Origin of the sequence: Vibrio sp. EA2 (assembly GCF_033042495.1) — a bacterium.
In the GTDB taxonomy this organism is placed as follows: Bacteria; Pseudomonadota; Gammaproteobacteria; order Enterobacterales; family Vibrionaceae; genus Vibrio.
Genome location: NZ_JAWLID010000001.1, coordinates 638,402 through 660,402, shown reverse-complemented (window position 1 = coordinate 660,402; position 22,001 = coordinate 638,402). Strand labels below are relative to the sequence as shown.

Sequence of the window (22,001 nt, the reverse complement as noted above, 5' to 3'; positions counted from 1 at the left end):
CAATTTCTGGTTTAAAGCTTTGGTTTGTTGTTTGAACTGAGTGTTGAAGTTTTACTTTCACGTAAGCTTTCGATTCTCTTTTCATTCTTGCGAACATAATCTTCTAAGATAATTCCGTTCATCGTTAAATCCGTAAAACCAGCTTTTTCAAGTTTAACAATTGAGCGATTCAAGAATTCTTCATAACGTTCTTTGAACGCACCTTGAAACTCATCATTACTCAACACAAACGCACCATGAAGATTCGTGAAGTTAAACGAATTTTTGTTAGGCGTGTTTATCGCTTTATCAATTGACGCTTCGGCTTTTTCAAGCATGGTGTCGAACTTCTTATTCATAAACTCAACTGTACGCTCATCAAATCCATTTCGAACTTCGATACGTGATCGCATGTCTTGGTTAGGGCAGAAGGCACGTTCAACGTACATAGTCCTTAGAAAATCACAGACTTTTCCATCCTTAGCGTAAAATGACGTTCCGTAGTCAGCATTATCAAGATTCTCCAACACTTCTTTTTGAGTATGCGCCCACGTATCTAACGCTGCGCTTCTTGCTTGAAATGGTTGGAACAGAACATCAAAAGAAGAATCAGCAGATGGCTTAAAGTAAACAGTCGGTTGTTCATTCCTAATGCTGTAAATGTAATAACCGCCATCATACGTACTACGTTGTTCAAGTTTACGATAGTCATAGTTTTTCTGTATCGACAATAGCAAAAACGACTTAGCATCAGCGTTTTGATTCATCTTATCAAGAATGTTCTTATTGTTACTCATAAATGCAACTTTGTACTGCATAAATCTCGCAGGGAACGCATCCATAACCCAAGTCAAATTCAGTCTGATAATCGTCTCATCATCAAGCTCAAACAGCTCTTTAATATCTTTGCCGCGCAAGTCTTCACTAAACCAGCTCGATTTATATTTAAACGCGCTATAATCCGCTTGTGCTTTACCAGCTTCGAACCAATCTGTATTTTCGCTGTGAAGCTTTTTGCGGTTCTTGTTAATCTTGTGATACGTCAAATTGCCTTGCTTGTTCAAGTTAACTAAGATGCCACTTTCTAAACACATCTGCATGTAAGTTTCGAAATACTTCCTTTTTATCTTAATCGCTTCCTCTTTAGAATATGGCGCAAGAGACAGCTCATGATTCATAGCCGCTTTGGTCATACGCATATTGTGCGCAAGTACAACTTGTATATTGTCAACATCATACGGTAAACGCTCTTGCTTGGTCTTGAACGTCTTATTGATTTCATGTTGAAGCTGATTACGCTCGTTGTACGAACTTGCAAAACGCTTAACTTTACTTCGAGCATCACCCTTAAAGCTTGCGTTGTTAAATTTGATGCCTGTTTTCATGTCAGTGAATTCAAAGATGTGCTCAACATCCTTTTTCTTATCAAAATGACTGTTAGTGTCTTTTTCGTGATCAAAGCCAAAGTCGATTTCAACGCCTTTTTCTTTCAGCTCTTCTTGTAGCTTGTCATAGTCAACAATGTTGTTGTTTAAAGCTTTACTCACGATTCGTGATACTTCTTCTTTACGAGATTCGTAAACAGCTTCTGCTTCGCTTTTCAACGCCTCTTCAAACACTGCTTTTGCTTCTTCGTTTTTGTCTAATTCTTCAAAGAACTTATCGACTTGAAGCTGATCATCGATGTCGCAGTCGTAACCATTGTTCTTAATGTAGTTCTTAAAAATTTTATCTAAGTTAAGAAGAGAAGGTTTATTCATAATATCTAACACTGCTTCTTCTTTAAGGTCGTTAGAGATTTGTTTAACAGCACCGATAGCTACGCCTTCTTCAATAAACTTATACAGTCTTTTACTCTTGCTTTTATAGCTGTATTTTTTCTCTAACTTCACACTTACCTTTCTGTAGATATCCACGTAATTTCTCGGTGAAGAGAATAGTCCAGTCGTAGGATCGAACGGTGGTGCGATGTAATGAATATGTGCTCCCATTTTCCAGTCTGGACTGATATGAATATTCATAGGCAGCTCAACATCAGATATCTTAGTTTTAATTTTATGCTTCTTTGTCTTCTTTTTCTGTTCTGCTTTACAGGCATTATGAAATTCTTTTTCAAACTCTTTTGTCCACAAAATCAGAAAGTCTGTGATCATCCAACGGGCATACTCTTCTTCATTAAATACGTTCATTTTTACTTTGTCTTGTTCTGACAGATTTTTGTAGTTGTTGTAAGCAGTATCGCGTATACGCTCTGTTTCAATATCATCTAAGCGATGAGTGCCAAAACGAACAGGTAAGTAAGGAATAGCTTCTGTCTTGCTTACGCTTTTTCCACCAACTGTTGATGATTTAGTAACAGTTCTTGATGTAAGTTCGTGACACTCATTATTTTCGTCCATCTTTGACCATTTTCTTGCGCCAGCAAACCTTTTTTGCCAATGATCTAAGGCTTCTCTCGCGTATTTCGCATAAAGTTCATCTTTTTCACTATTTGTTAGTTTGTTTTCACGATAGCGAATGACATCATTATAATGTTCTAATTCTGCTATATTACTTACAAACACTGAAGCTTCAACGTTTGGATCTTTTTTTCTTAAGTATTTAATGTGTTTTGCAAATGGCTCAACAGCCCACCCACTATTTGTATACACTTTTGAAAACATAGTATTTTTCTCCTAAAAATTTAATATCTAATATTATGTATATCATTTTTAAAATCATTTGCAAAAATCGAGAATTTAATATTTGTTAATTTCTATATTTTTAAATTTTCTGTATGCAAAATAAAAAATATTTAGTGTAATTTAAAGTGATAAATTAAGCGTTTATGAATTTTTGCAATTTTTGCAAAAAATACTATTGACAAAAATCAAGGTCCTTGTAATCTAAAATTATATAGATAAGAAATAATTATCTAAAACATTAAGAAAGGAATTAGACATGACAAATAATAAATCAATAAAATTGTTAACTAAAAAAGAAGTTAATGATTTGGAAGTTAAAAATGATTCAACAACAACTTTGATAGTTCGTAGTAAAAAGGGCGGTTGCGCAAAAACAACAAGCGCAACAAGTTTAGTTCACGGCTTGGCAAGATTAGGTGAGAAACTAAATATTGTGTACGTTACAGCAGATGTAAATGAAGGCGCGAAAAGATTATTCACCGAAGAATATTGTAAAACACAATTTCCAAATGGTGTTTACTTCAAAAGCATTGCTATAAAAGACGCATGGAAAAAATCTACAAGCAAAATAAACAGAGAAATCGCAGCAGAGCTTTTAGCTGATGAAAGATTACTTGAACATGCAAAAGCAAAAGGTTTAGAGATTACCGAAGAAGATTTAGAAAACACATTTTATTTAGAGAGAGATGGTGAAATCCAAAAAGTCGATTACCTGATTTATGATATTGCAGGTGGTGTTGATCAGATTGAAACTGATCAAATTGCGAGAGATAGCTTAAACGGGTTTATCACCGTCGAGCTTGCAAACGACTTAGACTCTAAGAACAACGCTCTTGATTCGATTCGTGATATGGCACTTGAAGAGATTGCGTATACTAAGCGTTTTCTAACAGCACAAGGTTATGACGTTGAGAAGATTCCAACTGACAAGTTTAATGCACTAAAAGAACAGATTGGCTTTACTTACACATACATCTACTCAAAAAATTATCAAGGTGCGATGAGTGTTAGCGATCCACGCGAGACTGTTGCTGAACTGAAAAAGCTTGAAGAAGAGTTTGGTATCAAAATCGATTTTCTGATTTTACCTTGTGTTAAGTTCAACGAACTGAAAAAACGCGGTCTGAGCTATCTAACAACGCGAGAAGAAGCGAAAGCGCAAGGACACAGCATTGGTCGAGTTAAGACAATTGAGAAACATCCTGAGTTTCAAGAGTTCATGACAGACTTTATCAAAAGTGTCTTAGGTGGTTACACAGCAAATAAATACGAACTAATGACGAAAGGGAGATAGGAAAATGGCACGTAGAAACATTGATTTAAGTATTTTAGGCGATGATTTAAAACTTGATAATGCAGTAGTTGCTACTGAAATAAAAGAATCAGTCGTGCTATCGCAAAAAGAAACAACAAGCAAAGAAAATTCAAAATTTATGTCTCTAAATCTTCCAAAAAGTTTGTTAAACAGAATCATAGCTTCTGACCTGCACAGTGAAGAGACAATCCAAGATGCGATAAGCGCAATGATAAAAATTGGACAAGAATCAGAAACAGTGTTTGCACCAACATCTTTATCAATGGCAAATGGGAATAAACTAAGATATACAGTTAAAATTCCTGATGGCTTTGAAGGTTTTTTTTCTGACACAGTTAAGCTGAATATGTTGACAGCAAACAAAAGTCGCTTTGTAGTACATCTCATTGAGTGGGTTTTGGACGGTTGCCCTGAGATGTCTGTCGAACAAAAAGTTGTTAGCGAAGAAGAGATGCTGATTGAAGTTATTAGAAAATCGGTTTTACTAATTTCGAATTCGACTGACAAAAAAGCTTCTGCGGTTGTTAATGAGATAGGATTAAGCAGCTCGGATTACACTCGATTAGATCAAAAACGAATGGTTGGTCTTAAAAATGTGGTAAACAAATTGAATAATTCAAAGTTTGGAATTGAAATTGATACTAAAAAAGATTTAGTGAAAATTAAACTTGAAGATGAAACAGAAATAAAAAGTTTCGACAAGTTTATATCTTGGAAGGCTTTTCATTAAAGCCTTACCAAAAATAAAGTAAATAGATATATTTTTGATTGACAATAATTAAAAAAGTTGATTTTAATAAATGGTCCTGATAAAATATAAACAAGAATTGAGTTATATCTAAACAAGGTTATAAATAAACAAATTAAATTAAAAATGAGAGGAAATGATTATGTGGTTAATTCATGATATATTAACTGGAATTAGTGCATTTATTGTATCACACATTCGCATGATGTGTGGCAGCATGGGTTTAGTTCCAGCAATCTTCGCTTGGGCGATGGTCTATGGCGCTTATATGTGGACACAAACTGGTATTTTCTGGTAAAAAACTTCTGTTGAAGTAAAACAAATTCGCAAGTGAAATGCTTGTAGAGTAGTTGTATATTTTAAACGGAGAGTTATCAGTGAATATTCAGAAGTATTAAAAACACTCTAATCGAAAGTTAGGGTGTTTTTTCTTTATTTATCGCTATTCGTTATTTTTGTAAAGTTTACAATAGCAGATTTTTCATATTCCATTGCTACATAATACAGATCAAGAACTTTTTCATACTGCACTTCTTGATTATCTCTGATAATAGAATCACGTATTGTCATTGACAGATCTTGAATCTTATGTGCTTTTTGAACAGAAATTTTATCATACACATTTCCGACTTGATCAACATCATGAGCCGTTAAGTTACAATGTCCAACGGTTTTTGATACTTTTTTCAACAACATCATCAATCGGAAAATATACACTTCAACGTCATAATTCCCTTCATAGCCACGATTCAAATAGTACAAACCGCGCTTATCACTTTCCTTGCGTTTCATGTGTTTCACAACTTTCCAATCACTCAAAAGACAGAACCACAACTTCTCTTCGATTTTTCTATCGTAGAATTTAATCTCATCAATCTGTCTTACTTCTTCATGAAAAGCCCAAGGCACTTTATCGAACTCAATGTCAGAAACGATTTGAGAATATTTGCGCATAATGAAATAGATATGCTTGATACACTTGAACACATACCACGCTTCTTCAACCAGATCTTCCATCTCTTCGCTAATGTCGTTAGTTGGGGTGATATCGCTTGTATAAGCTATTGGCAGAAAGATGTTCTCGATACACAGTTTAACTAAGTCATTGATAAACTGTATGTGATAAGCTGCGTGTGCGAAAACAAGCTGCGTATCTTCTTCAAAAGCTGGTATTAGATACTCACGGTAGTTGTAAATGTCCATCAGCCACTCAAAATCATATTCGATTTCTTCAACGCGCTTCTGTAAAGGTGTTTTTTGTCTAAAAGTCAGTATGTTAGCTTGCATTTTTCACCACCTTTAATGATATTTCAGGCTCGATATGAATGTCGTCAAAATCTATGATTTCGCGGTATAAGTAGTAGCCAATCTCTAAGTTTGCTTGTTTGTTATTTTTGTTTTCTTGAACGTGCGATAAGCAAGACTTTTGAGCTGCAACTGACAGGTAATCCATATAGTTAGTGATTTCGTTATGACATACGACAATCACTTGTTTTAGCTTGTTCAGTATGATGCCGTTGTCCATCGCAAGATGAAAAAACACAGCCTTTTCTTTATCGAGATAAGATAGGTGAGCGTAATGCTCTACAAAGCTAAAAGGGGTAGTAGCCTTTCTATCGACAGTGATTAAATCAGATTTCGACAGTGGCAATTTCCAATTGTTCTTTTTAAGAACGTCATTCTCAATGTTCATAAGTTGTTCAACAGCATCGATCCATTTGAAACAATGGTTTGCGAATGTGTGAAGCAACTGTATATCTGCTTTTATTGGGGTTATGTAAGAATCTTTACCATCAGCTTCTAAATACGCTTTAACTGTCAATACGTCGATCAGTGTTTGAGCATAAAATTCTTTAAGCTCATACAGATCGAAACGAATACGGTTGTGAAAATCATCAAGCGTTCTATCATTGAGAAAAGCAAAGCTTATCTGCTTGAACGTTTGATCCATTGTGTTTAGATGCGCCAGCATCTTTATATCTCTGTTATACATATAGAAACTCCTTTTCTATGTTGTTTTTGTTATGGTTTAAAATGTTGTGCTTCTTTAAAGCAACGTAGCTTTTACCGTGTGTTTTGAGCACTGGTATGAAATCACCACCGTTACTAATGAAAAAGCCGCGCTCGGATTCCCAAGCTTCTAACTCTTGTTCAGTCGTTATGTCGTAATGCGCTTTGACGAACTGCTGTAAGTAAGCTGAGTCAGTAGGGCAAAGACTTACTGCGTCTTTGTCCAATAGATTCACTTTCGTTAAGAACAATAGTGCAGAGTAAGGATCTGAACTCTTCTCGTAATGCTCAATTGCCTTGCGGCAAAGCTCTGTGTGATTCTGAACCATAAAATCAACGAACTGTTCAGATGAAAGTGGCTCAATGATGTTTGCCATCTCTTCAATCTCATTTTTGATTGAAGCTGGAAGATGAAAAACGCCACTTTTTGTTTTAATCACTTCGCAAAGTTTGAACAAATCTTTTTGATATTCTTTAAAATAAAGTGGTTCATAAACTCTTTTATACAAATAATATGCAAGTTCATCTTTTATATCGAACTCATCAAGAAACAATAATCCTGATGGTTTGATTATTTCTTCAAGTTCTTCTGGATTTGAAATGAATCCAGAAACTATAAATTCATTATCAATACGAATTGCAATGAATCGTTCGATTCGAAACTTTGCCATTGCATCATCGATCAATGTTTGAAAATCATTTTTTATTGACATAACTTACTTCCTTAAAACTTTTATATATTTAAAATTGTATAACATTAAAAACTTGAGTCAACAAAAGGAACAGTGATAGTAAAGGGATAAAGAAAAAGATAAGTATCACTACTTATCTTTTGGTTGTTAATTTAAATGTCTGTTGTCGATTCTTTTTGCTAAAAACTCAACAAGTTTTTTAAACTGCAAACACACTTTGATAATTGTTCTTAATCGAAATTTATTAATTTCATTTTCGTTTGAGTTTTCATTACAAAACAAATTACAGTCTTTAACAATCTTGTTGATTTCAGAAAGTAGTTTGTTCATCTCTTCAATATCTGTTTTGTTGCTTTTGTCGATACTTTGTTTTTGCAAAGTCATGTTTTCAAGTAACCAGATCACAATCTCTGTGTTGGTCTTCTCAACAGGCTCATAAGCTGACAAAGGGTTGGACGGATTGATGTTGTTTTGCTCATAGCCAAGCTTCAACAGTTTGAGAGTATTAAGCACTTCTCTTTTCTCTTCGTCATTGATGCTGTCCATAGCGTTTACCATCTCATCCAGTTGTTCATAGACGGTTGCCATACGTTTGTTTTTTGATAAACGATGTCGAGAGAATTGAGAGATTCTTTTCACTTCATTTAGCTTCTCAACGTCATACACAAAACAGCAAGTTCGCTTGGTGAAGTTGCCAGCTTTTTTGATCTGATTTAGTTCACGCAAATAGTTGTTTTTTTCTTCGCTTGTAATTGGCACAAGCGTTAAACCTTTCATGACATCTGTGTCGTAATAACTTAAACATAATCTGATTTTATCAAGCAACACATCTATAAAAGATTGGTTGTTGTATCTGTTAAAAATCGAAACGAAATTCTTCTTGTTTACTAAGTCAGTTATGAATGAATTGAACTCGATTAACGACATAGCTTTTAGATCAAGATCAACGTCTTTTGACTTGCCATGAAATTCTTTTGCCGCTAAAAAGTGAAGTTTAATCTGTGAAGCGTTTTGGCTGAATCGCTTAACAGTAGAACCTTTGTTAATTGTTTTGACAATTTCCTGATCTAAGTGCTCTGAGTTGTAAATAGTGATCGGTTCATTTCTTATCAGTTTGTTTATCAATCCTGTGGTTTTAAATGCTCCATTTGTATCTTCTTTTATTCTTGAAATGAAACTCATAAGTTCATCGTTGTACGAGAACGAAAACTTGAACTTTTGTTTCTCGGTTTGTTGTGTTTGGTCGATGAAGTTTTGAATAACTTCGGTATTGTCATTGCTCATAATTTCTTCCTTAATTTTTTTGAAAACGGGCGAGTCCTTCGCCACGTTTGTTTATTATTTTTATTTCTGTTTTTTGGTTGCTGTTTTCTTAACGACTTTGTTCTTTTTGATAATCTGTTTTGGTGTCAAAACGGCAAGTGAACTTAGTGCATCAATGGTGTCTTCCAGTGATACGTTTTCATCAAGAAAGCGTTCATTTAAAATCTCGTAAAACTGATCGATAAGTTGTGATTTTTCTTGTTTAAAATTTTGTTCACCTATATTGCTGATTTCAGTTGAATAGCTTTCTAATTTTTCGATGAAGTTTGTGATTAAAGTTTTTGGTTTTACGTTATTGTTTTTTGATTCTTTAACGTGTTCATTCCATTTCGATTTTATTAAATCATTTTCATTCAGAATGATGATTTCGATTCCTTTTAAAACTATTTCATCTTCATCAAAGTTAGGTGAGTTTGTATCGCTAAAAGCTCTTAATAAAGGTGTGATTTTTTTGGTCAAATCTTGTATCTGTTTTAAGACAATTTCAGCTTCATTTTTTTGATTCGAAATGTTGATAAAATCAGTGCTCAGTTCTTGCAGTTTTTTTACTTCATTTTTAATCGCTTGTGCTTTTAATTTTCTCTCATCATTTTGTTCTGATTTTTGAACTTGTTCTTGAACTGTTTCAGTTCTATTTTCTATAACAGAATTTTCATTTCTATGATGCTCTTCTGTTACTCTATATGTATTATGATGTGTATTTTCATTAGTGCTATTTATGCTCATTGTATCTCTCCTTAATTTAAATATTTATACCAGTGCATATATACCTATTTACCATCACATTTGATTTAGTCAAATGTGTACTACGACTGGCAGGAGTTGGATTGCTCGAAGAGAATCCATTTTTTGTTTTTATGATTACTCACTTGAAGGGTGAGTAGAGTAAATACAACTCGTCTTGCAAAGCCCACATAGCTATATAATTGAAGTTTGGATTTTAAAGTTTCAAAATGTACTGAGTAACTTTTTTTCTAATAGAAAACTATACTCGTTGAAAAGTGTCGTGAGTATAATTTACCTAATGTTAGAGATGAAAAACGACATCAATTTAGTATCAATAAATGAATGGTTTTCGATATCGAAATTGCACAACAGATGACGTTTGTTCTATCGCAAAAAGATTAAAGGCAATGTCTGCGACATTGCTAATTTCTGAAAGTCCCGAAATAGATATCGCGTGAGAAATTCACATAAGCCATAGGGATGAATTATCGATAAAAACGCGACGAAAATAGTTATAAAAAATGAAATTAAAATTGAAAAATAAACAGAGATTTTTTGTTTAAAATCAGTGCTGAAAAGTAGGACAAAAATGGAATGAAAAAAGTAGTAAATTTTGGTTCAAAAACTATGACAGAAAAGTGTGTTTTTTGTTCGTGATTTTTGTAGTAAAAAGTGTGTCATAGATCGGCAAGAATTTTATTGAAAAAGAGAAGGGCAGTTGATCGAAAAAGTTGAAATAAAAAATCGAGTTAGGTTTGAAAAAGTTGATCAAAAAGTTAAACCAAAATCTCGAAAACTTTTATTCAAAAAATGTTCGGTTGTTGATCGAAAAGAAGGATAACTCTCTTCATCAATTGTGATTATAAAAGTTGATCTAAAACATCGATAGAAAGTTGAAAAAAGTAGAACGATTGGGTTTGAAAAATATTACATCAAAGTGTGTCATAGATCGGCAAGAAAATTATCGAAAAAGAGAAGGGCAGTTGATCGAAAAAGTTGAAATAAAAAATCGAGTTAGATTTGAAAAAGTTGATCAAAAAGTTAAACCAAAATCTCGAAAACTTTTCACAAAAAAACTTTCGGTTGTTGATCGAAAAAAGAACAACTCTCTTCTTCTATAAGATTGAAAAAAGTCTGTGTATCCTTGCAATGGAAAACTAACACAAACTTAAAAGTAAATGAGTGTGCTTATCTCGATTCATCTTTCGTCTTTTCCATCTCGTAAAGAGCTAAAACTTTAACTGGAATTGCTTTGACATTTTGATCAGATTTAAAAGCATAGGCTTGCTCTTCTAAGTCAAAAAGTTTTGCTTTTAAAATATCATCTTCCATATCGGATTCATCACTAACATAGTAACTATCACTCACATCTTTTTCTCTTTGTTCTGTCTCATCGATTAGGCGAACAAGAACGAAAGATTCACTCTCTTTTAAAAGTCGAAGTTCACTCAAACGTAGCTTTTGTTCGATAGATAAAATGCTCATACAACTCTTCCATAAAAATAATAATCTCAACATTATAATGCATATCATTTTTTGACTCAATCATAATTTATAGATGACGAAATTTGCAATTGAAATCATGATAAAAAAGTTATCTTTCCTGTACTGATTCGTCTCCAAAAAATTAAAAATAAAATAAATATTATAATACTTAATTTTTCAGTCTGTAAATGGCGGTTTTTATTTCAATAATTAGTAAATTATATTTCCTTTAATTTAAGTAATATTCGAACGTCTCTAATGCTCTAAATTGACTAATTTATATAAAATGTTAAATATTTAATATAACAATTAAGGAGAGACAAATGTCATTTATAAAAGGAATTACAGAAAAAATAAATGTCGCAATTGTAATATGTCTAACTGTTTTAACATTTTCAAGTAATGTTTATGCAGATAGTGATTATGCAGTTAGCAGTTTATTCAGTGATAAACAAGAAGGGATCGATTGTGAATCCCCAAAAGAATTTTCACGCTTGAGTGGTAATCGAACTAACGCGAATTACTTACCACCTTGTTCTTCATATTTAGAAGAGTATGACTATACGATAGTGGCGTGGAATTGGCTGATCACTAAAGATGAATATGATGAAAACAGCTCTATGTTTGAATCCTATGGTAATGATCCAAATCAGCAAAGAGTTGCGTTCAGAGAATCAACATTTGATTGGGGCATAGGCTTAGATTTGATTGTCGGATTTTTCGCAATGATTGTAGCTCTGATATGTATCATTCAAACATTCGTATACATGAGTGAAAATGAAGAGAAAGGAGTGCCAAGACCTGTCATATTCATCTTGGTTGGCTCAACATTTATTGCTTTATTGAGTTGGTCATTTGTAAGAGCAAAGCTGCTCCTTTATATAGCTCTAATCAATAACGCAATCGCTTTAAATTTCCATAACGTAGAAGATGAGTTAGCTGTTTACAAAGACGGTTATTTAGAAACTCTTGTTAGTGATGCAAAAGACAAAAACAATCAAGTTTTGTCAAATGCTTTACACAAATCAATTTTGGAACGTGAAATCTTTGAAAGAAAGGCGTTGAACAAATGGTTCGGAACAAGCACTGAATTTGAAGATAATGGTGTGTTTTACAATAGTGATCAAGATTTATCCGCAGAAGAGTATTTCAGATATGCATATGAATGTTTTTCAACTTATAAAGCAGACGTTTACACATCAAGCGAATGGAACTTCACGAACGGTTTTAACTTTGTAAACAAGATACCAGATGAGATCGTTATCAAATACGGGGGCGAAACTCAAAACAACTACTGCAACAGATTGAATTTCGGTTATGAGATAGCTGACACAACGATTAAGTCAGACTTCCCTAATGTTATGACGAATTTCTTTCAAGGTATCTATAAAGAAGACATGTCTGATGAAACGTCAGTGTATGAAGATGCCAAGGGATTGTTCGACATTAGCCTTGGTAACGCAGAAAAGACTATCGCTAAGGTTGTTGAAGCTGGTTCAAACATGAATATGCGCAATGATGGTTCGTTGATGCAAGCATTAGCAGCAGTGAAGCAAGCTGATCCGAATCGTAAAAACATCAAAAGCACTGAAAGTTATCAGAGACTTGTAGAGCAATTCGAAAAAGACTTTGCGCAAGCTATGGTGTTTGAAGATAGTTTCAGTGTCGAAGAACGTTTGAATCTGTCTAACTTAACCATAGAAGCATACAAGATGGCTATCTTAGGCGGTTATGAACACGGTGAAATTGACGCAACTTATGAGCAAATCACGGGCTTTCAAGCTTTTGAACGTTTTATGAGAGAAACAGCGCGTTTGAATCTTGAATATCACGCTGCGAAGAAAAGTGACAGAAAAGATTTCATGTTTAGACAGCAAAGAGCTGATGAGTTTAACAGACTTGATCTAAGCAAGGACAACGATAGATACAAACCTAATATAGCTTCTGGTTTTGATTTAGACGGTTTCGAGTTCAATTACAGTTCAGTTGATATAGAGAAGAACAAGGACAAAAGGTTTTCTATTAAAGCTGTGGGCGATCCTGATAGAACAATTGAACTGTATAGAGAAGTTGTTGACCGCAAGCTTGCTGTTCAAACTCTTTTCAATGCGATAGACACAGCAGGGTACAAATGGGCTATGGCGAACGCTGAAGCTATGGACGAAGAGCTTATCGTTGAAATGCTTAACAGTATCAAGCCAACGTTTCAGTCTGTTACTGACTTTAAGAACAAGCAAATTGATAAACGTGCTGGACTTAACCAGGTATTGAATAGCGAAGTAGATTTATACACGATTACTACTCATTCGTGGAACACAAACGAACCGCAGACGTTTTACCCTTATCCAGCGGTCGGTATCGATATCAGTGACGTTGACGGTATAGAGTTATTTGATAAGCAAAACGAGCTTAAAAAGTATGACGCTTCAATGCTATTAAGTAACGCTTATTCTGCGAGAACGCCTAACGTTGTATCAGATAAGTCATTGATGGAGCGATTCGGTGTTAACGACATGATCAATGATATCTTCTCGATGGGTGATTGTAAGATCAGAGATGCGAATGGCCACTGTCAGATGTCACCAACGCAATTATCATACTCGTACAAGACAAAGGCAATTAAGTTAGCAACTATATCTGGCAGTACAGTAGTCGTAGCTGAGTTAGCAGGTTCAATTTGTAAATTTAAGAACGTTGCGAAATTGTCAGCAAAGGGTAAGTTTAAAACAGGGAACGGCAAGGCGATGCAAGCTGCAGAAGAAGCAGTAGAAGGTGGCTGTGACATAGTTAATGGTGTCAAAGACTTGGTGAGCAATGCAGCGATGGTTGTATTCATCATCTCATTAGTTTTAATTGTAGCGAATACGATTGCAAGCAATATCGGTATATATGTCGGGCTTCTGATTCTTGTTTACACTCATCGTTCGTTTATCCCCTTAGCTGCGCTAACTTTAGTCACGATAGTCGTAGAAGCTGTTCAAATGTTTATCAGTGTAGTGTTCGGACGTGCGAGACAATATTTTGAAAAGACAAAAGCTCTTATAAGTGAAGCAGGTTTTCAGATTATCTTCTTCCCGCTAATGATACTTTTCTTATTCTACACGTTAACAACGCCTGTAATCTCTGGTGCGATCTATGATTTGGTTAGCAGTGCGATGAACACGAATAGTACAAATCCATTTTCTGTAATCATTACAGGTTTGGTGCATCAAATTGTTAATCTTGCTTATATCTGGTTCTGTTTGTTCGCTGGTTTGCAGAAAGTAGAAGGTTCGTCGAGAGAGATATTCAGACTAACTTCGAATCACATGAACACTGACACTGGTGAAATTACGTTTGCTAATCAAGCTGCAATGTTCAATCTTTATGATAGAGCAACGCGCACAGTCCAAAACGCGAAAACAACGACTTTTGGACATCAGCAAAAACCAATCGCAGAAAATCTTAAAAATGGTGCTAAAAAAATCCTTGCAACAAAAGAAAGGCATTCTGTAAATAAAGATAATAAATAAGCATATATTGCAATAATTAAAAGACATCTGAAAAGGTGTCTTTTCTTTTTGAGAAAAATTAAATGTATATAAATTGAATTATATTAAATCAATGATATAACGGAAATATAATAAAATTAAAAATAGGAGAGAATTGTGAAGAAATTTAATTTATTAGCAATGCTGTTCTTTATATTTTCGTTTAATGTCACATTTGCTGAAAATCAAACGTTAGAATATAAAGTTTCAGATTGTATTTCAGTGTCAGATAATCGTGATTTAATGACACAGATAAAATCCAATGGAGAATGTATAGACGAAATATCAGAGAATAATGAACTTGGTGATAAGAATTTAGAGACGAAAAAAACTCTGTACAAATCAATTTTGAGTTTGATTTATCCTGTTGTGCAAGTAGCTTCAACCATTACAGCAGCAATTTTTGGTCTATTTCTGCTATACAAAACGATGAGAAAACTTGCGTTTGATGAAAACATGGACGTTTCTTCAAATGTCATTGGTTACGCTGTTTTAGCGTTAATTACAGCAATTGGCTCGAATACAGGCACGTTGCCGTTCTTAACAAACAAGCTTTTTGAAAATACTGACAATCAAATCACTAATTTCTTGGCAATGAATAACGTTGTCCAAGCAAGATCTGAAACTGCTAAACAGCCGCTGATTGATTCAAACATAAAAGAGACAGCACAAGCAGTGCAAAAATTAGGTTATGGCATAGTTAACTCTGAATTTTGTTCTTTGAAGTATGTTCAAAACCAAATGTCTTTCTTCGATTATCCAAACGATTTAACGTTTAAAGACTCAAAAGAGATGAGCTGTTTAAGCGAGAAAGAAACAGAAGCGAAAGGAATGAACTTTTTAGAGCGCGGTGGACGTTCACCTTTGAACTATGCAGTTAAAAAATGTAGTCGCGTTATCAGTTCTAAGGATTACGATTGCGGCTTTGTAGACGGTGTTGAATCTACAAGTGCCATAGGCACATTGGTGAATCAATACGCTCCTGAATTCATTGAAGTAGCGAAAAACTACGATGCTGAGTTATGTGAAGACCTAAACATCGATTCACTGAGCAAAACAGATTTGAAGTCCTATTGCAGAGAGTGGAACGGTGATCGCTTTGTCTTAAAAAGCTCTGAGATGACAAACGCTGAGATTGATTCAGCTCTTGTCGCTATAAATAGCGCGATGATGAAAAATGTGAGTGATGCTATCTCCAAGGACTTAAACAAGCGTGTAGAAAAAGATATAGCTCTATTCAACACGTTTGAACTTGCTAACGCTCTTGTTAGTTCAGGGATTGATGAAGATCTGATGCAGAATGAATTGGCGGCATTACTCTCTGAGATTAACTACTCGAATCCTTATATCGTTGATCAAACATTTGGCAACGAACTACAAAATGAGTATCAGGCAGGTTCAAACATCTCATCTCTTAATGGATACTACGACAGATTGAATCAAAACTTACGCAAAATCTACACTTCTGACGCGATGGCCGAAGACACAAGTATGCAAATTCTAAGAGTGTTGAGAGATCCGAAAACGCTTTTTGGACGTTATACAAAAGAAGGTTTTGAGATTGACGCACAACCACTTAAATCAATACAAGATAACTACAAATCAATTGGTGTAATGTGGATTGCAGGGTATACGGCTGGTAATTACATTTTCAGTCGTGGCAAAGACATTGGCGATAAAGCGATGATGAAAGTTGGTACAAAACTGAGATCAACAAGTAACGGCTTGCTATATACAATCTTCATATCGTTCTTGTTCATACCGATAGTCGTATTCTCGAAAATTGTGCAAATTTTAGTTCAAGTGTTTTTGAAAATCGTCGGTTTGATTGGTGCAGTGTATGCATTTATATTTAAGAAAGACGAACCGTCACAGCTCTTCATATCATTTCTTGATTTGAAGCTGATACCTGTAATGATTATGTCATTAACAATATCTTTAATGCTAACTTCATTCTTTACAGCGATCTGGTATGACAATCTAACAGCGTTGGGGTTAGAAGCTATGCAGAAAGATAGCTTGGGATTATCTATTGTGAAACCGTTCCTTTTCTTGCTTGGATACACGATACTTATAAACTTGATTTTTTTATCGTCTTACTACGCTACTTCGAGCGTTATAGCGAAAATGATTAGATTTACAAAAGCGATAGCATCAATCGAAATGAACGAGCAAGGTGTAAATAAAGGTGTTAAAGACATCAACAATGTTCTTGGAAGATTTTTAAGATAAAATAATTAAAACCTTTCTGTATTTAGAAAGGTTTTTTGTTTGTTCTCTTGTAATAAATAATTTGTATGTTATATAAAATTATGAATATATCATTTATAGGAGAATAAAATGAAAAGAACAGCAATATTATTATCACTAATAAGTGCAGCAAGTTTTGCAAACGCAGCAAATTATCCGTACATTGAATGTGAAGATCTGAAAATGGATATAGAAGAACACGGTGTTTCTGACTTGAACGGTTTAAGATTCACATCAATTGACACATTAGACCGAATGACAGTGCCAAAGATAGAGTTTTCTTTTGGGTCAAATGTCTATATAGAGTTGAACGACAGAAAACAATACAAAATGTTTGATGTAGTGAAAGAAGGAAATAAGTATTCATTCACGACAACTAAAGAGAAAAACAACTTAGGAATCTATGTTGATCGAAAAAATGCGTTTGCTTTTGAAATAACTGACTTGGGGAACGGTGAATACAACTTCCAGATGTTCAAAGCTCGATATGAAGGGGATTATACAGATAAAAAAGTAGTGTGGATTCCATATAACAAGTTTGTACAAGGTGATGATTTCGAAACGCCTGTGCGATACGCAGTGGATGAATCTTCAATCGATGCGCGAAACGAATTTAAATGCGAAAACTAAAAGTTATAAAGAAGAAGAGAAAGGTAAGTTCCTTTCTTTTTTTGTCTGATAGTTTTGTAAAAATTGCAAAACTTGTAAAAAGTATTAAATGATTTGATTTGTACATAAAAACTTGATTTACGATCATCAATGATTTAGATTTGTTGTCGAGCATTAAAATGTTTTAACATTTGCAAAAGGATCATTTAATGACAACCGAATTTGAACTACCACAAATCACTGAGACAGAACAGTTGCATGTTGCACTGAATGTCATGAAATCAAAACGCAGCGTTCGTAAATTTGTTTCTGAGCATGGTCTTGATGCTTTAGAAAGTGTTAAAAAAGTTGTTGACTCTATCATCGAAGATGAGATGGAAGAGATTCGCAAAGCAGAAGAAGTGCGTAAAAACCATGAAACTGCATTGAAGCAAGCTGCTCAAGGCTATGTTGATGCAATGAAAGCCGCTGGCATTGAAGTTACAATCAATGAAGCGTTAGAGAAGCTAAGTGCTATCAACGCTGAAACGCCTGTTAAGAAAACGAAATCAACTAAACCACGCAAAGAGTATAAATTCTTGATTGGTGGCGAAGTTGTTACTCGTCCATTCGCTCGTCCATCGAAAGAAATTGAAGAAGAAATGCAAGCTAATGGTTACTCTGAGCAATACATGCTTCTTTCACCAGAGTCTTTCGAAGAGTTCTTAGCAGACGCTGAAACGAACCCTAAGTACAAAGCGCGTATTGACGAAATCAAGGCGTTTTTCGCAAAAAAGCGTAAAAGCTCGAAAGAGCAAGATGTCGCAGACATCAACACGAATATCGAAGTTGAATTAGCACTTGATATTGAAACAGCAAGAGAGAAGTTCAGCATTGAAATGACAGAAGATTTCATCTTCCAAGGCGCAATCTCTGATCTAACATCTGAGCAAGAAAAGCTGTTAATCGCCATCTCTGATGATCATACGGTAGAAGGTGGAATCGATGCTATTGAAGCATTAGATTCATAAACATCGATCTAAAGCCAAAGAAAGCCACTCTTTTTGAGTGGCTTTTTAATTTCTGGAAGTTCTAAAACTTGCACGTTGCAATAGTCATTTTAATCATTTTTCTAATTTTACTATCAAAGTGAATATATAAAATCAATTTTCTACTCTTCTTAATTATTCCTTTAACCACCACAAAATCTAAACTCACTTCTCTCAAATAAACTAATCAAACTGAATATTTTAATACTGATATTTTTTGGAATTATCAAAGATTCAATATAATGATATTAAGAAACAAATTTCAATTATCATTCAAGGAGAGAGAATTATGAGAACGGAGATACAAGCAATCATTACAGAAGCAGAACTAAAATCAAAACATGGTTCACTAAAACAATGGGTAGAAGAACTAACAACTAATCACAGCTTTTCATATATAGGTGATTGTGCCGATAAAGAAGAAGCACAGCGCACAGCGTATGAGTGTTCTACTGATGTTGGGATATGTTCATACGTCGAGACAGAATATACAGTAAGCAAGCGCATTAGTGAGCTTGAATCACAAGAAGACAAGGTTCTTGAAGCGTTGAAAGCGATAGATAAGAGACGCTGGAATGGTGAAAGTGGCTTAGAGATAGACAGGCAGGAAGATGAGCTTAATCAGCAAGCGGCAGCGATAGAGATTGCAATGAATAAGGAATGGGAAAAGCTTGAAACACAAACTAAGAGTTATGTGTTAATTGCAGATTTTTAAAATAAAGAGATGGCAAAAGCCATCTTTTTTTTGTCGTGTGTTTTAAAGTTTTAGGAAAAATTGCAAGTTTTGCAAAAAATAATAATGTGTATTTTAAAACAATATTTAGTTGTTTTAAAAATTATTAATAATTAATTTACTATTGTCTCTTGCAAGTTTTGATATTAATGATATTAAATATAGATAATAATCAATAAACATACTAAGGAGATACAATGGAAAGACTTAAATTATTTGGTTGGGACATTGACAAAAAAATGTCGAAAAGGGCTGCAAGAGCAATTCAACAACAAAGATTACCAATTACCCACGCATCTTTAAGATTAGGATTAGAGCCTGAGACGATTTTAAAATATTTCGCAAAATATGGTAAAGAATATCATCATCACGGATATAAGGCGTTAAAAGTAAATCATTATGATGTTCAAAAGATTTCAAATATATGTTTAGAGTCAAATGAGCATATCGATTTTGATAATCAAATGAAAATTCATAAACAACAGTTTTTTAATGAAATAACAAGTGTTTGGGGTGAGCTAACTACTATTAAAAATGATGAAGTAAAAACAATGAAACCAGTTTATTATACTAAGGTTGGTAATCAAATATGCTATTTCTATGAAAATAGGACTTTCCGTATAGAGCCAGACGACAAATTTTCTTTTTTGCCTATTTACGATGTAGAGAGTCTTAATATAGATAAACGTGATATTTTTCGAGCTGGGATAGATAATCGAAGTTATTCATATAAAGAAAAAATATTCGAACGATTTCTTAATGCTCATCCTGAAATTAAAGAAAAGATTGAGGGCATAAGAGAACTGTATCGAATAATGCCGGGTAATGATTATAATGTAATAAACATCACTCAAGTCAAGAAAATACCAAATGATAAAATTGAAGATTTCCTTGTAGAAATCTTTGACGACTACTCAGAGGGTAACTTAGAGTATTATTTTTTTGAAAGGGAAGAGTTTCACGAAAATTTTCTTTTTGTAAAAAATGAAAATCTGGAAGATTTAGTTTTCAAGCGTAATGTTGATGTTTGTAATCATTGTATGGGTGATTCAGATATAAGAGATGTGCAAACTGAAGTTATTGAATTCATAGTTAATAACAAATCTTCATTTGACGAATCAGTTATTACACGCGCAGAGAACTATGATACACATTGTGCTTTATTGAAGCATAAGCGTGAAGCAATCTTGGCAAGATTTGGAGATAGAAAGGTATTTGGCTGGCGTTTTGACATGACTGATATATTAAGTAGTAATAAACATATTGATATACCAGCAGTTGAGATCAATATGATAGATGAACTTGAATATATGGGTATGAACGAATTGGATGAATTGAACGAAAAATTAAATACTGAAAATTATGCATTGATTGGTGATTCAATTCAAACCACAATTATGATTAGAGTCGAGGATTATCAATTAGAGGAATCAAAAGCATGGAATCTCTCGGAACTAAACCCTGAAATGGATGAAGATGAACTTCATTTGGAATATGTAACTGGTTATTGGAGTCCTTGGTCAATGGTTGAGTAAAGTATGAAACCTTAAAATAATTACAGTGGTATATCTACTGTTTTATTATATTCGTAAATGTATTTTTTATGAATTGTCTACCTGTATCATTAAATAATGAATTATACATTTTGAATTTTATAATTTAATGGTAAAATATAAATAAGCAAAATTATTGGAGGGCTTATATGAATAGAGGAAATGGTTATGATGGATACTCAAGATCGAACAACGCTATAAATGCAGAAGAAGAAGGAAGATTTCCTGCTTCGAAAGCTGCGAAAATTTTAGGTATTACAACTGATACTTTAAAACACTTCTTCGAAACAGATCACATGGAGTGGCATCATACTTCAAAACATTATAATAAAGTAAAGTTTTATGATGTAACTGAAATTGAAAAAGAGATGACACAAGAAGTGTTGGATTTTGATAAAGAAGTTCGACGCAAAAAGAGAGAGAACAAACCCGTGAAACTCTCAGGCTGTGAAGTCGAGTGGATTGAGTGGGTCGGCACTGGACGTAACAAACGTAAAGTAGAGCATAAAGAACAAGGCTGTAAGATTGTAATCTCTGGTCAAAAACATGTGATCACGACAAAGAGTGGTCACACATTTACAAAAATGTTTGGTGCAAGCGGTTTTTCATACAAGACAAAAGAGCAATTGAAAAGTGAAGCTGATGCAATAAAGCAACACAAACAGCGTAAAAAGCAAGCTACAACAAAGCTGAATGCAGATTTAAAGGCTATGTTCTCAGATAAGTCTAAGCAGTTAGTCGTTGTTGATTATCGAAACTATGTAAGAAATTCAGATACTAACAAAATTGAAGCTTTAAGAATTGACGAACAAGATCAAGAGTTCGAGAAACTGACTCAAAAAGCATTTAAAGAAAAACTTCAAGAGAGTGGTTTAGACTATGCACAGAGAACGGTTGGTGAATGCATTAAGAACGGGTATTCACGCTTAGGTGTAAGCCTTTTAGTTATTCACTCAGAAGATCCACAATCTGTTTTACACGAACTTAAACAAAACCGTGTTGATAGTTACTTAGAAATCGGTAAACGTGAAGGTTTAGATGAGTTAAAAGAGTATATCGATATAGACGTTCTATCTGAGCACATTAAGCATCGAAAAGATGATTTGGCTATGTCTATCAAAGATAAACTAAATGAAGAACAAATGCAGTCGTTTATCAACAAAAATCATTCAAAACAAGAACCAGAGAATGTAGAAGTTGTTAAACAATCTCAACGTAGCAAAAATCGATTAAGATAAAGGAGATGGCAAATGCCATCTTTTTTTGTCGTGTTCTTAAAGTTTTGGTTAAAATTGCAAGTTTTGCAAAAAATACTAATCTATCATTTTTAAACAAT

At 34.0% G+C, this 22,001-nt stretch carries 18 protein-coding genes; 11 read left to right on the top strand and 7 right to left on the bottom strand.

Annotation, left to right across the window (positions count from 1 at the left end; translation table 11 throughout):
• Window positions 1–11: 11 nt before the first annotated feature.
• Window positions 12–2,642 carry a hypothetical protein gene (locus tag RXX31_RS02980; protein WP_317587628.1) on the bottom strand — a complete coding sequence of 877 codons (2,631 nt, stop codon included), beginning with the start codon at window positions 2,640–2,642 and terminating at the stop codon, window positions 12–14.
• 277 nt (window positions 2,643–2,919) lie between these two features.
• Between RXX31_RS02980 and RXX31_RS02975 the strand changes: the two genes are divergently transcribed.
• From RXX31_RS02975 to RXX31_RS02965, 3 genes are all read left to right on the top strand, one after another.
• Window positions 2,920–3,957 (top strand): hypothetical protein, encoded by a 1,038-nt coding sequence (locus RXX31_RS02975; RefSeq protein ID WP_317587627.1) that lies wholly within the window; start codon window positions 2,920–2,922, stop codon window positions 3,955–3,957.
• A 4-nt stretch (window positions 3,958–3,961) separates the two neighbouring features.
• Window positions 3,962–4,708 (top strand): hypothetical protein, encoded by a 747-nt coding sequence (locus RXX31_RS02970; RefSeq protein ID WP_317587626.1) that lies wholly within the window; start codon window positions 3,962–3,964, stop codon window positions 4,706–4,708.
• 160 nt (window positions 4,709–4,868) lie between these two features.
• Window positions 4,869–5,024, top strand: a complete 156-nt coding sequence (locus RXX31_RS02965; protein ID WP_206626485.1) for a hypothetical protein — start codon at window positions 4,869–4,871, stop codon at window positions 5,022–5,024.
• Between the two features lie 134 nt (window positions 5,025–5,158).
• On the opposite strand, the gene RXX31_RS02960 is transcribed toward RXX31_RS02965, so the two are convergent.
• The 5 genes from RXX31_RS02960 to RXX31_RS02940 form a co-directional block, all read right to left on the bottom strand.
• Window positions 5,159–6,013 carry a hypothetical protein gene (locus RXX31_RS02960; RefSeq protein ID WP_317587625.1) on the bottom strand — a complete coding sequence of 285 codons (855 nt, stop codon included), beginning with the start codon at window positions 6,011–6,013 and terminating at the stop codon, window positions 5,159–5,161.
• Window positions 6,003–6,719 (bottom strand): hypothetical protein, encoded by a 717-nt coding sequence (locus tag RXX31_RS02955; RefSeq protein ID WP_317587624.1) that lies wholly within the window; start codon window positions 6,717–6,719, stop codon window positions 6,003–6,005. The genes RXX31_RS02960 and RXX31_RS02955 overlap by 11 nt, the downstream gene beginning before the upstream one ends.
• A complete protein-coding gene (locus RXX31_RS02950; RefSeq protein WP_317587623.1) occupies window positions 6,712–7,449 on the bottom strand; it encodes a hypothetical protein in 738 nt (245 codons plus the stop codon). The genes RXX31_RS02955 and RXX31_RS02950 overlap by 8 nt, the downstream gene beginning before the upstream one ends.
• A 126-nt stretch (window positions 7,450–7,575) precedes the next feature.
• A complete protein-coding gene (locus RXX31_RS02945; RefSeq protein ID WP_317587622.1) occupies window positions 7,576–8,712 on the bottom strand; it encodes a hypothetical protein in 1,137 nt (378 codons plus the stop codon).
• Window positions 8,713–8,772: 60 nt separating this feature from the next.
• Window positions 8,773–9,477: a hypothetical protein gene (locus tag RXX31_RS02940; RefSeq protein WP_317587621.1), complete on the bottom strand. Its 705-nt coding sequence runs from the start codon at window positions 9,475–9,477 to the stop codon at window positions 8,773–8,775.
• 893 nt (window positions 9,478–10,370) lie between these two features.
• Between RXX31_RS02940 and RXX31_RS02935 the strand changes: the two genes are divergently transcribed.
• Window positions 10,371–10,598 (top strand): hypothetical protein, encoded by a 228-nt coding sequence (locus RXX31_RS02935; protein ID WP_317587620.1) that lies wholly within the window; start codon window positions 10,371–10,373, stop codon window positions 10,596–10,598.
• Between the two features lie 67 nt (window positions 10,599–10,665).
• Here RXX31_RS02935 and RXX31_RS02930 read toward each other — a convergent pair whose 3' ends face one another.
• Window positions 10,666–10,962, bottom strand: coding sequence for a hypothetical protein (locus RXX31_RS02930; protein ID WP_317587619.1), 297 nt, complete (start codon window positions 10,960–10,962; stop codon window positions 10,666–10,668).
• A gap of 323 nt (window positions 10,963–11,285) precedes the next feature.
• Between RXX31_RS02930 and RXX31_RS02925 the strand changes: the two genes are divergently transcribed.
• From RXX31_RS02925 to RXX31_RS02895, 7 genes are all read left to right on the top strand, one after another.
• A complete protein-coding gene (locus RXX31_RS02925) occupies window positions 11,286–14,474 on the top strand; it encodes a hypothetical protein (RefSeq protein WP_317587618.1) in 3,189 nt (1,062 codons plus the stop codon).
• A 135-nt stretch (window positions 14,475–14,609) separates the two neighbouring features.
• Window positions 14,610–16,724 carry a hypothetical protein gene (locus RXX31_RS02920; protein ID WP_317587617.1) on the top strand — a complete coding sequence of 705 codons (2,115 nt, stop codon included), beginning with the start codon at window positions 14,610–14,612 and terminating at the stop codon, window positions 16,722–16,724.
• A 108-nt stretch (window positions 16,725–16,832) separates the two neighbouring features.
• Window positions 16,833–17,372: a hypothetical protein gene (locus RXX31_RS02915; protein ID WP_317587616.1), complete on the top strand. Its 540-nt coding sequence runs from the start codon at window positions 16,833–16,835 to the stop codon at window positions 17,370–17,372.
• A 188-nt stretch (window positions 17,373–17,560) separates the two neighbouring features.
• Complete coding sequence (locus tag RXX31_RS02910; RefSeq protein WP_140290775.1) at window positions 17,561–18,361, top strand: hypothetical protein; 801 nt, start codon at window positions 17,561–17,563, stop codon at window positions 18,359–18,361.
• Between the two features lie 235 nt (window positions 18,362–18,596).
• Window positions 18,597–19,094 carry a hypothetical protein gene (locus RXX31_RS02905; protein ID WP_317587615.1) on the top strand — a complete coding sequence of 166 codons (498 nt, stop codon included), beginning with the start codon at window positions 18,597–18,599 and terminating at the stop codon, window positions 19,092–19,094.
• Window positions 19,095–19,309: 215 nt separating this feature from the next.
• Window positions 19,310–20,647, top strand: coding sequence for a hypothetical protein (locus RXX31_RS02900; protein WP_317587614.1), 1,338 nt, complete (start codon window positions 19,310–19,312; stop codon window positions 20,645–20,647).
• A 167-nt stretch (window positions 20,648–20,814) separates the two neighbouring features.
• On the top strand, window positions 20,815–21,903 hold the full coding sequence (locus RXX31_RS02895) for a hypothetical protein (RefSeq protein ID WP_317587613.1): 1,089 nt from the start codon (window positions 20,815–20,817) through the stop codon (window positions 21,901–21,903).
• The last annotated feature ends 98 nt before the right edge of the window (window positions 21,904–22,001 follow it).

Bases quoted from the DNA above. Each gene is read 5' to 3' on its own strand.
- RXX31_RS02910 (WP_140290775.1), top strand. From the start codon at position 17,561: ATGACAACCGAATTTGAACTACCACAAATCACTGAGACAGAACAGTTG.
- RXX31_RS02955 (WP_317587624.1), bottom strand. From the start codon at position 6,719: ATGTATAACAGAGATATAAAGATGCTGGCGCATCTAAACACAATGGAT.
- RXX31_RS02970 (WP_317587626.1), top strand. From the start codon at position 3,962: ATGGCACGTAGAAACATTGATTTAAGTATTTTAGGCGATGATTTAAAA.
- RXX31_RS02980 (WP_317587628.1), bottom strand. From the start codon at position 2,642: ATGTTTTCAAAAGTGTATACAAATAGTGGGTGGGCTGTTGAGCCATTT.
- RXX31_RS02950 (WP_317587623.1), bottom strand. From the start codon at position 7,449: ATGTCAATAAAAAATGATTTTCAAACATTGATCGATGATGCAATGGCA.
- RXX31_RS02895 (WP_317587613.1), top strand. From the start codon at position 20,815: ATGAATAGAGGAAATGGTTATGATGGATACTCAAGATCGAACAACGCT.
- RXX31_RS02900 (WP_317587614.1), top strand. From the start codon at position 19,310: ATGGAAAGACTTAAATTATTTGGTTGGGACATTGACAAAAAAATGTCG.
- RXX31_RS02925 (WP_317587618.1), top strand. From the start codon at position 11,286: ATGTCATTTATAAAAGGAATTACAGAAAAAATAAATGTCGCAATTGTA.
- RXX31_RS02965 (WP_206626485.1), top strand. From the start codon at position 4,869: ATGTGGTTAATTCATGATATATTAACTGGAATTAGTGCATTTATTGTA.
- RXX31_RS02930 (WP_317587619.1), bottom strand. From the start codon at position 10,962: ATGAGCATTTTATCTATCGAACAAAAGCTACGTTTGAGTGAACTTCGA.
- RXX31_RS02960 (WP_317587625.1), bottom strand. From the start codon at position 6,013: ATGCAAGCTAACATACTGACTTTTAGACAAAAAACACCTTTACAGAAG.
- RXX31_RS02940 (WP_317587621.1), bottom strand. From the start codon at position 9,477: ATGAGCATAAATAGCACTAATGAAAATACACATCATAATACATATAGA.
- RXX31_RS02975 (WP_317587627.1), top strand. From the start codon at position 2,920: ATGACAAATAATAAATCAATAAAATTGTTAACTAAAAAAGAAGTTAAT.
- RXX31_RS02915 (WP_317587616.1), top strand. From the start codon at position 16,833: ATGAAAAGAACAGCAATATTATTATCACTAATAAGTGCAGCAAGTTTT.
- RXX31_RS02945 (WP_317587622.1), bottom strand. From the start codon at position 8,712: ATGAGCAATGACAATACCGAAGTTATTCAAAACTTCATCGACCAAACA.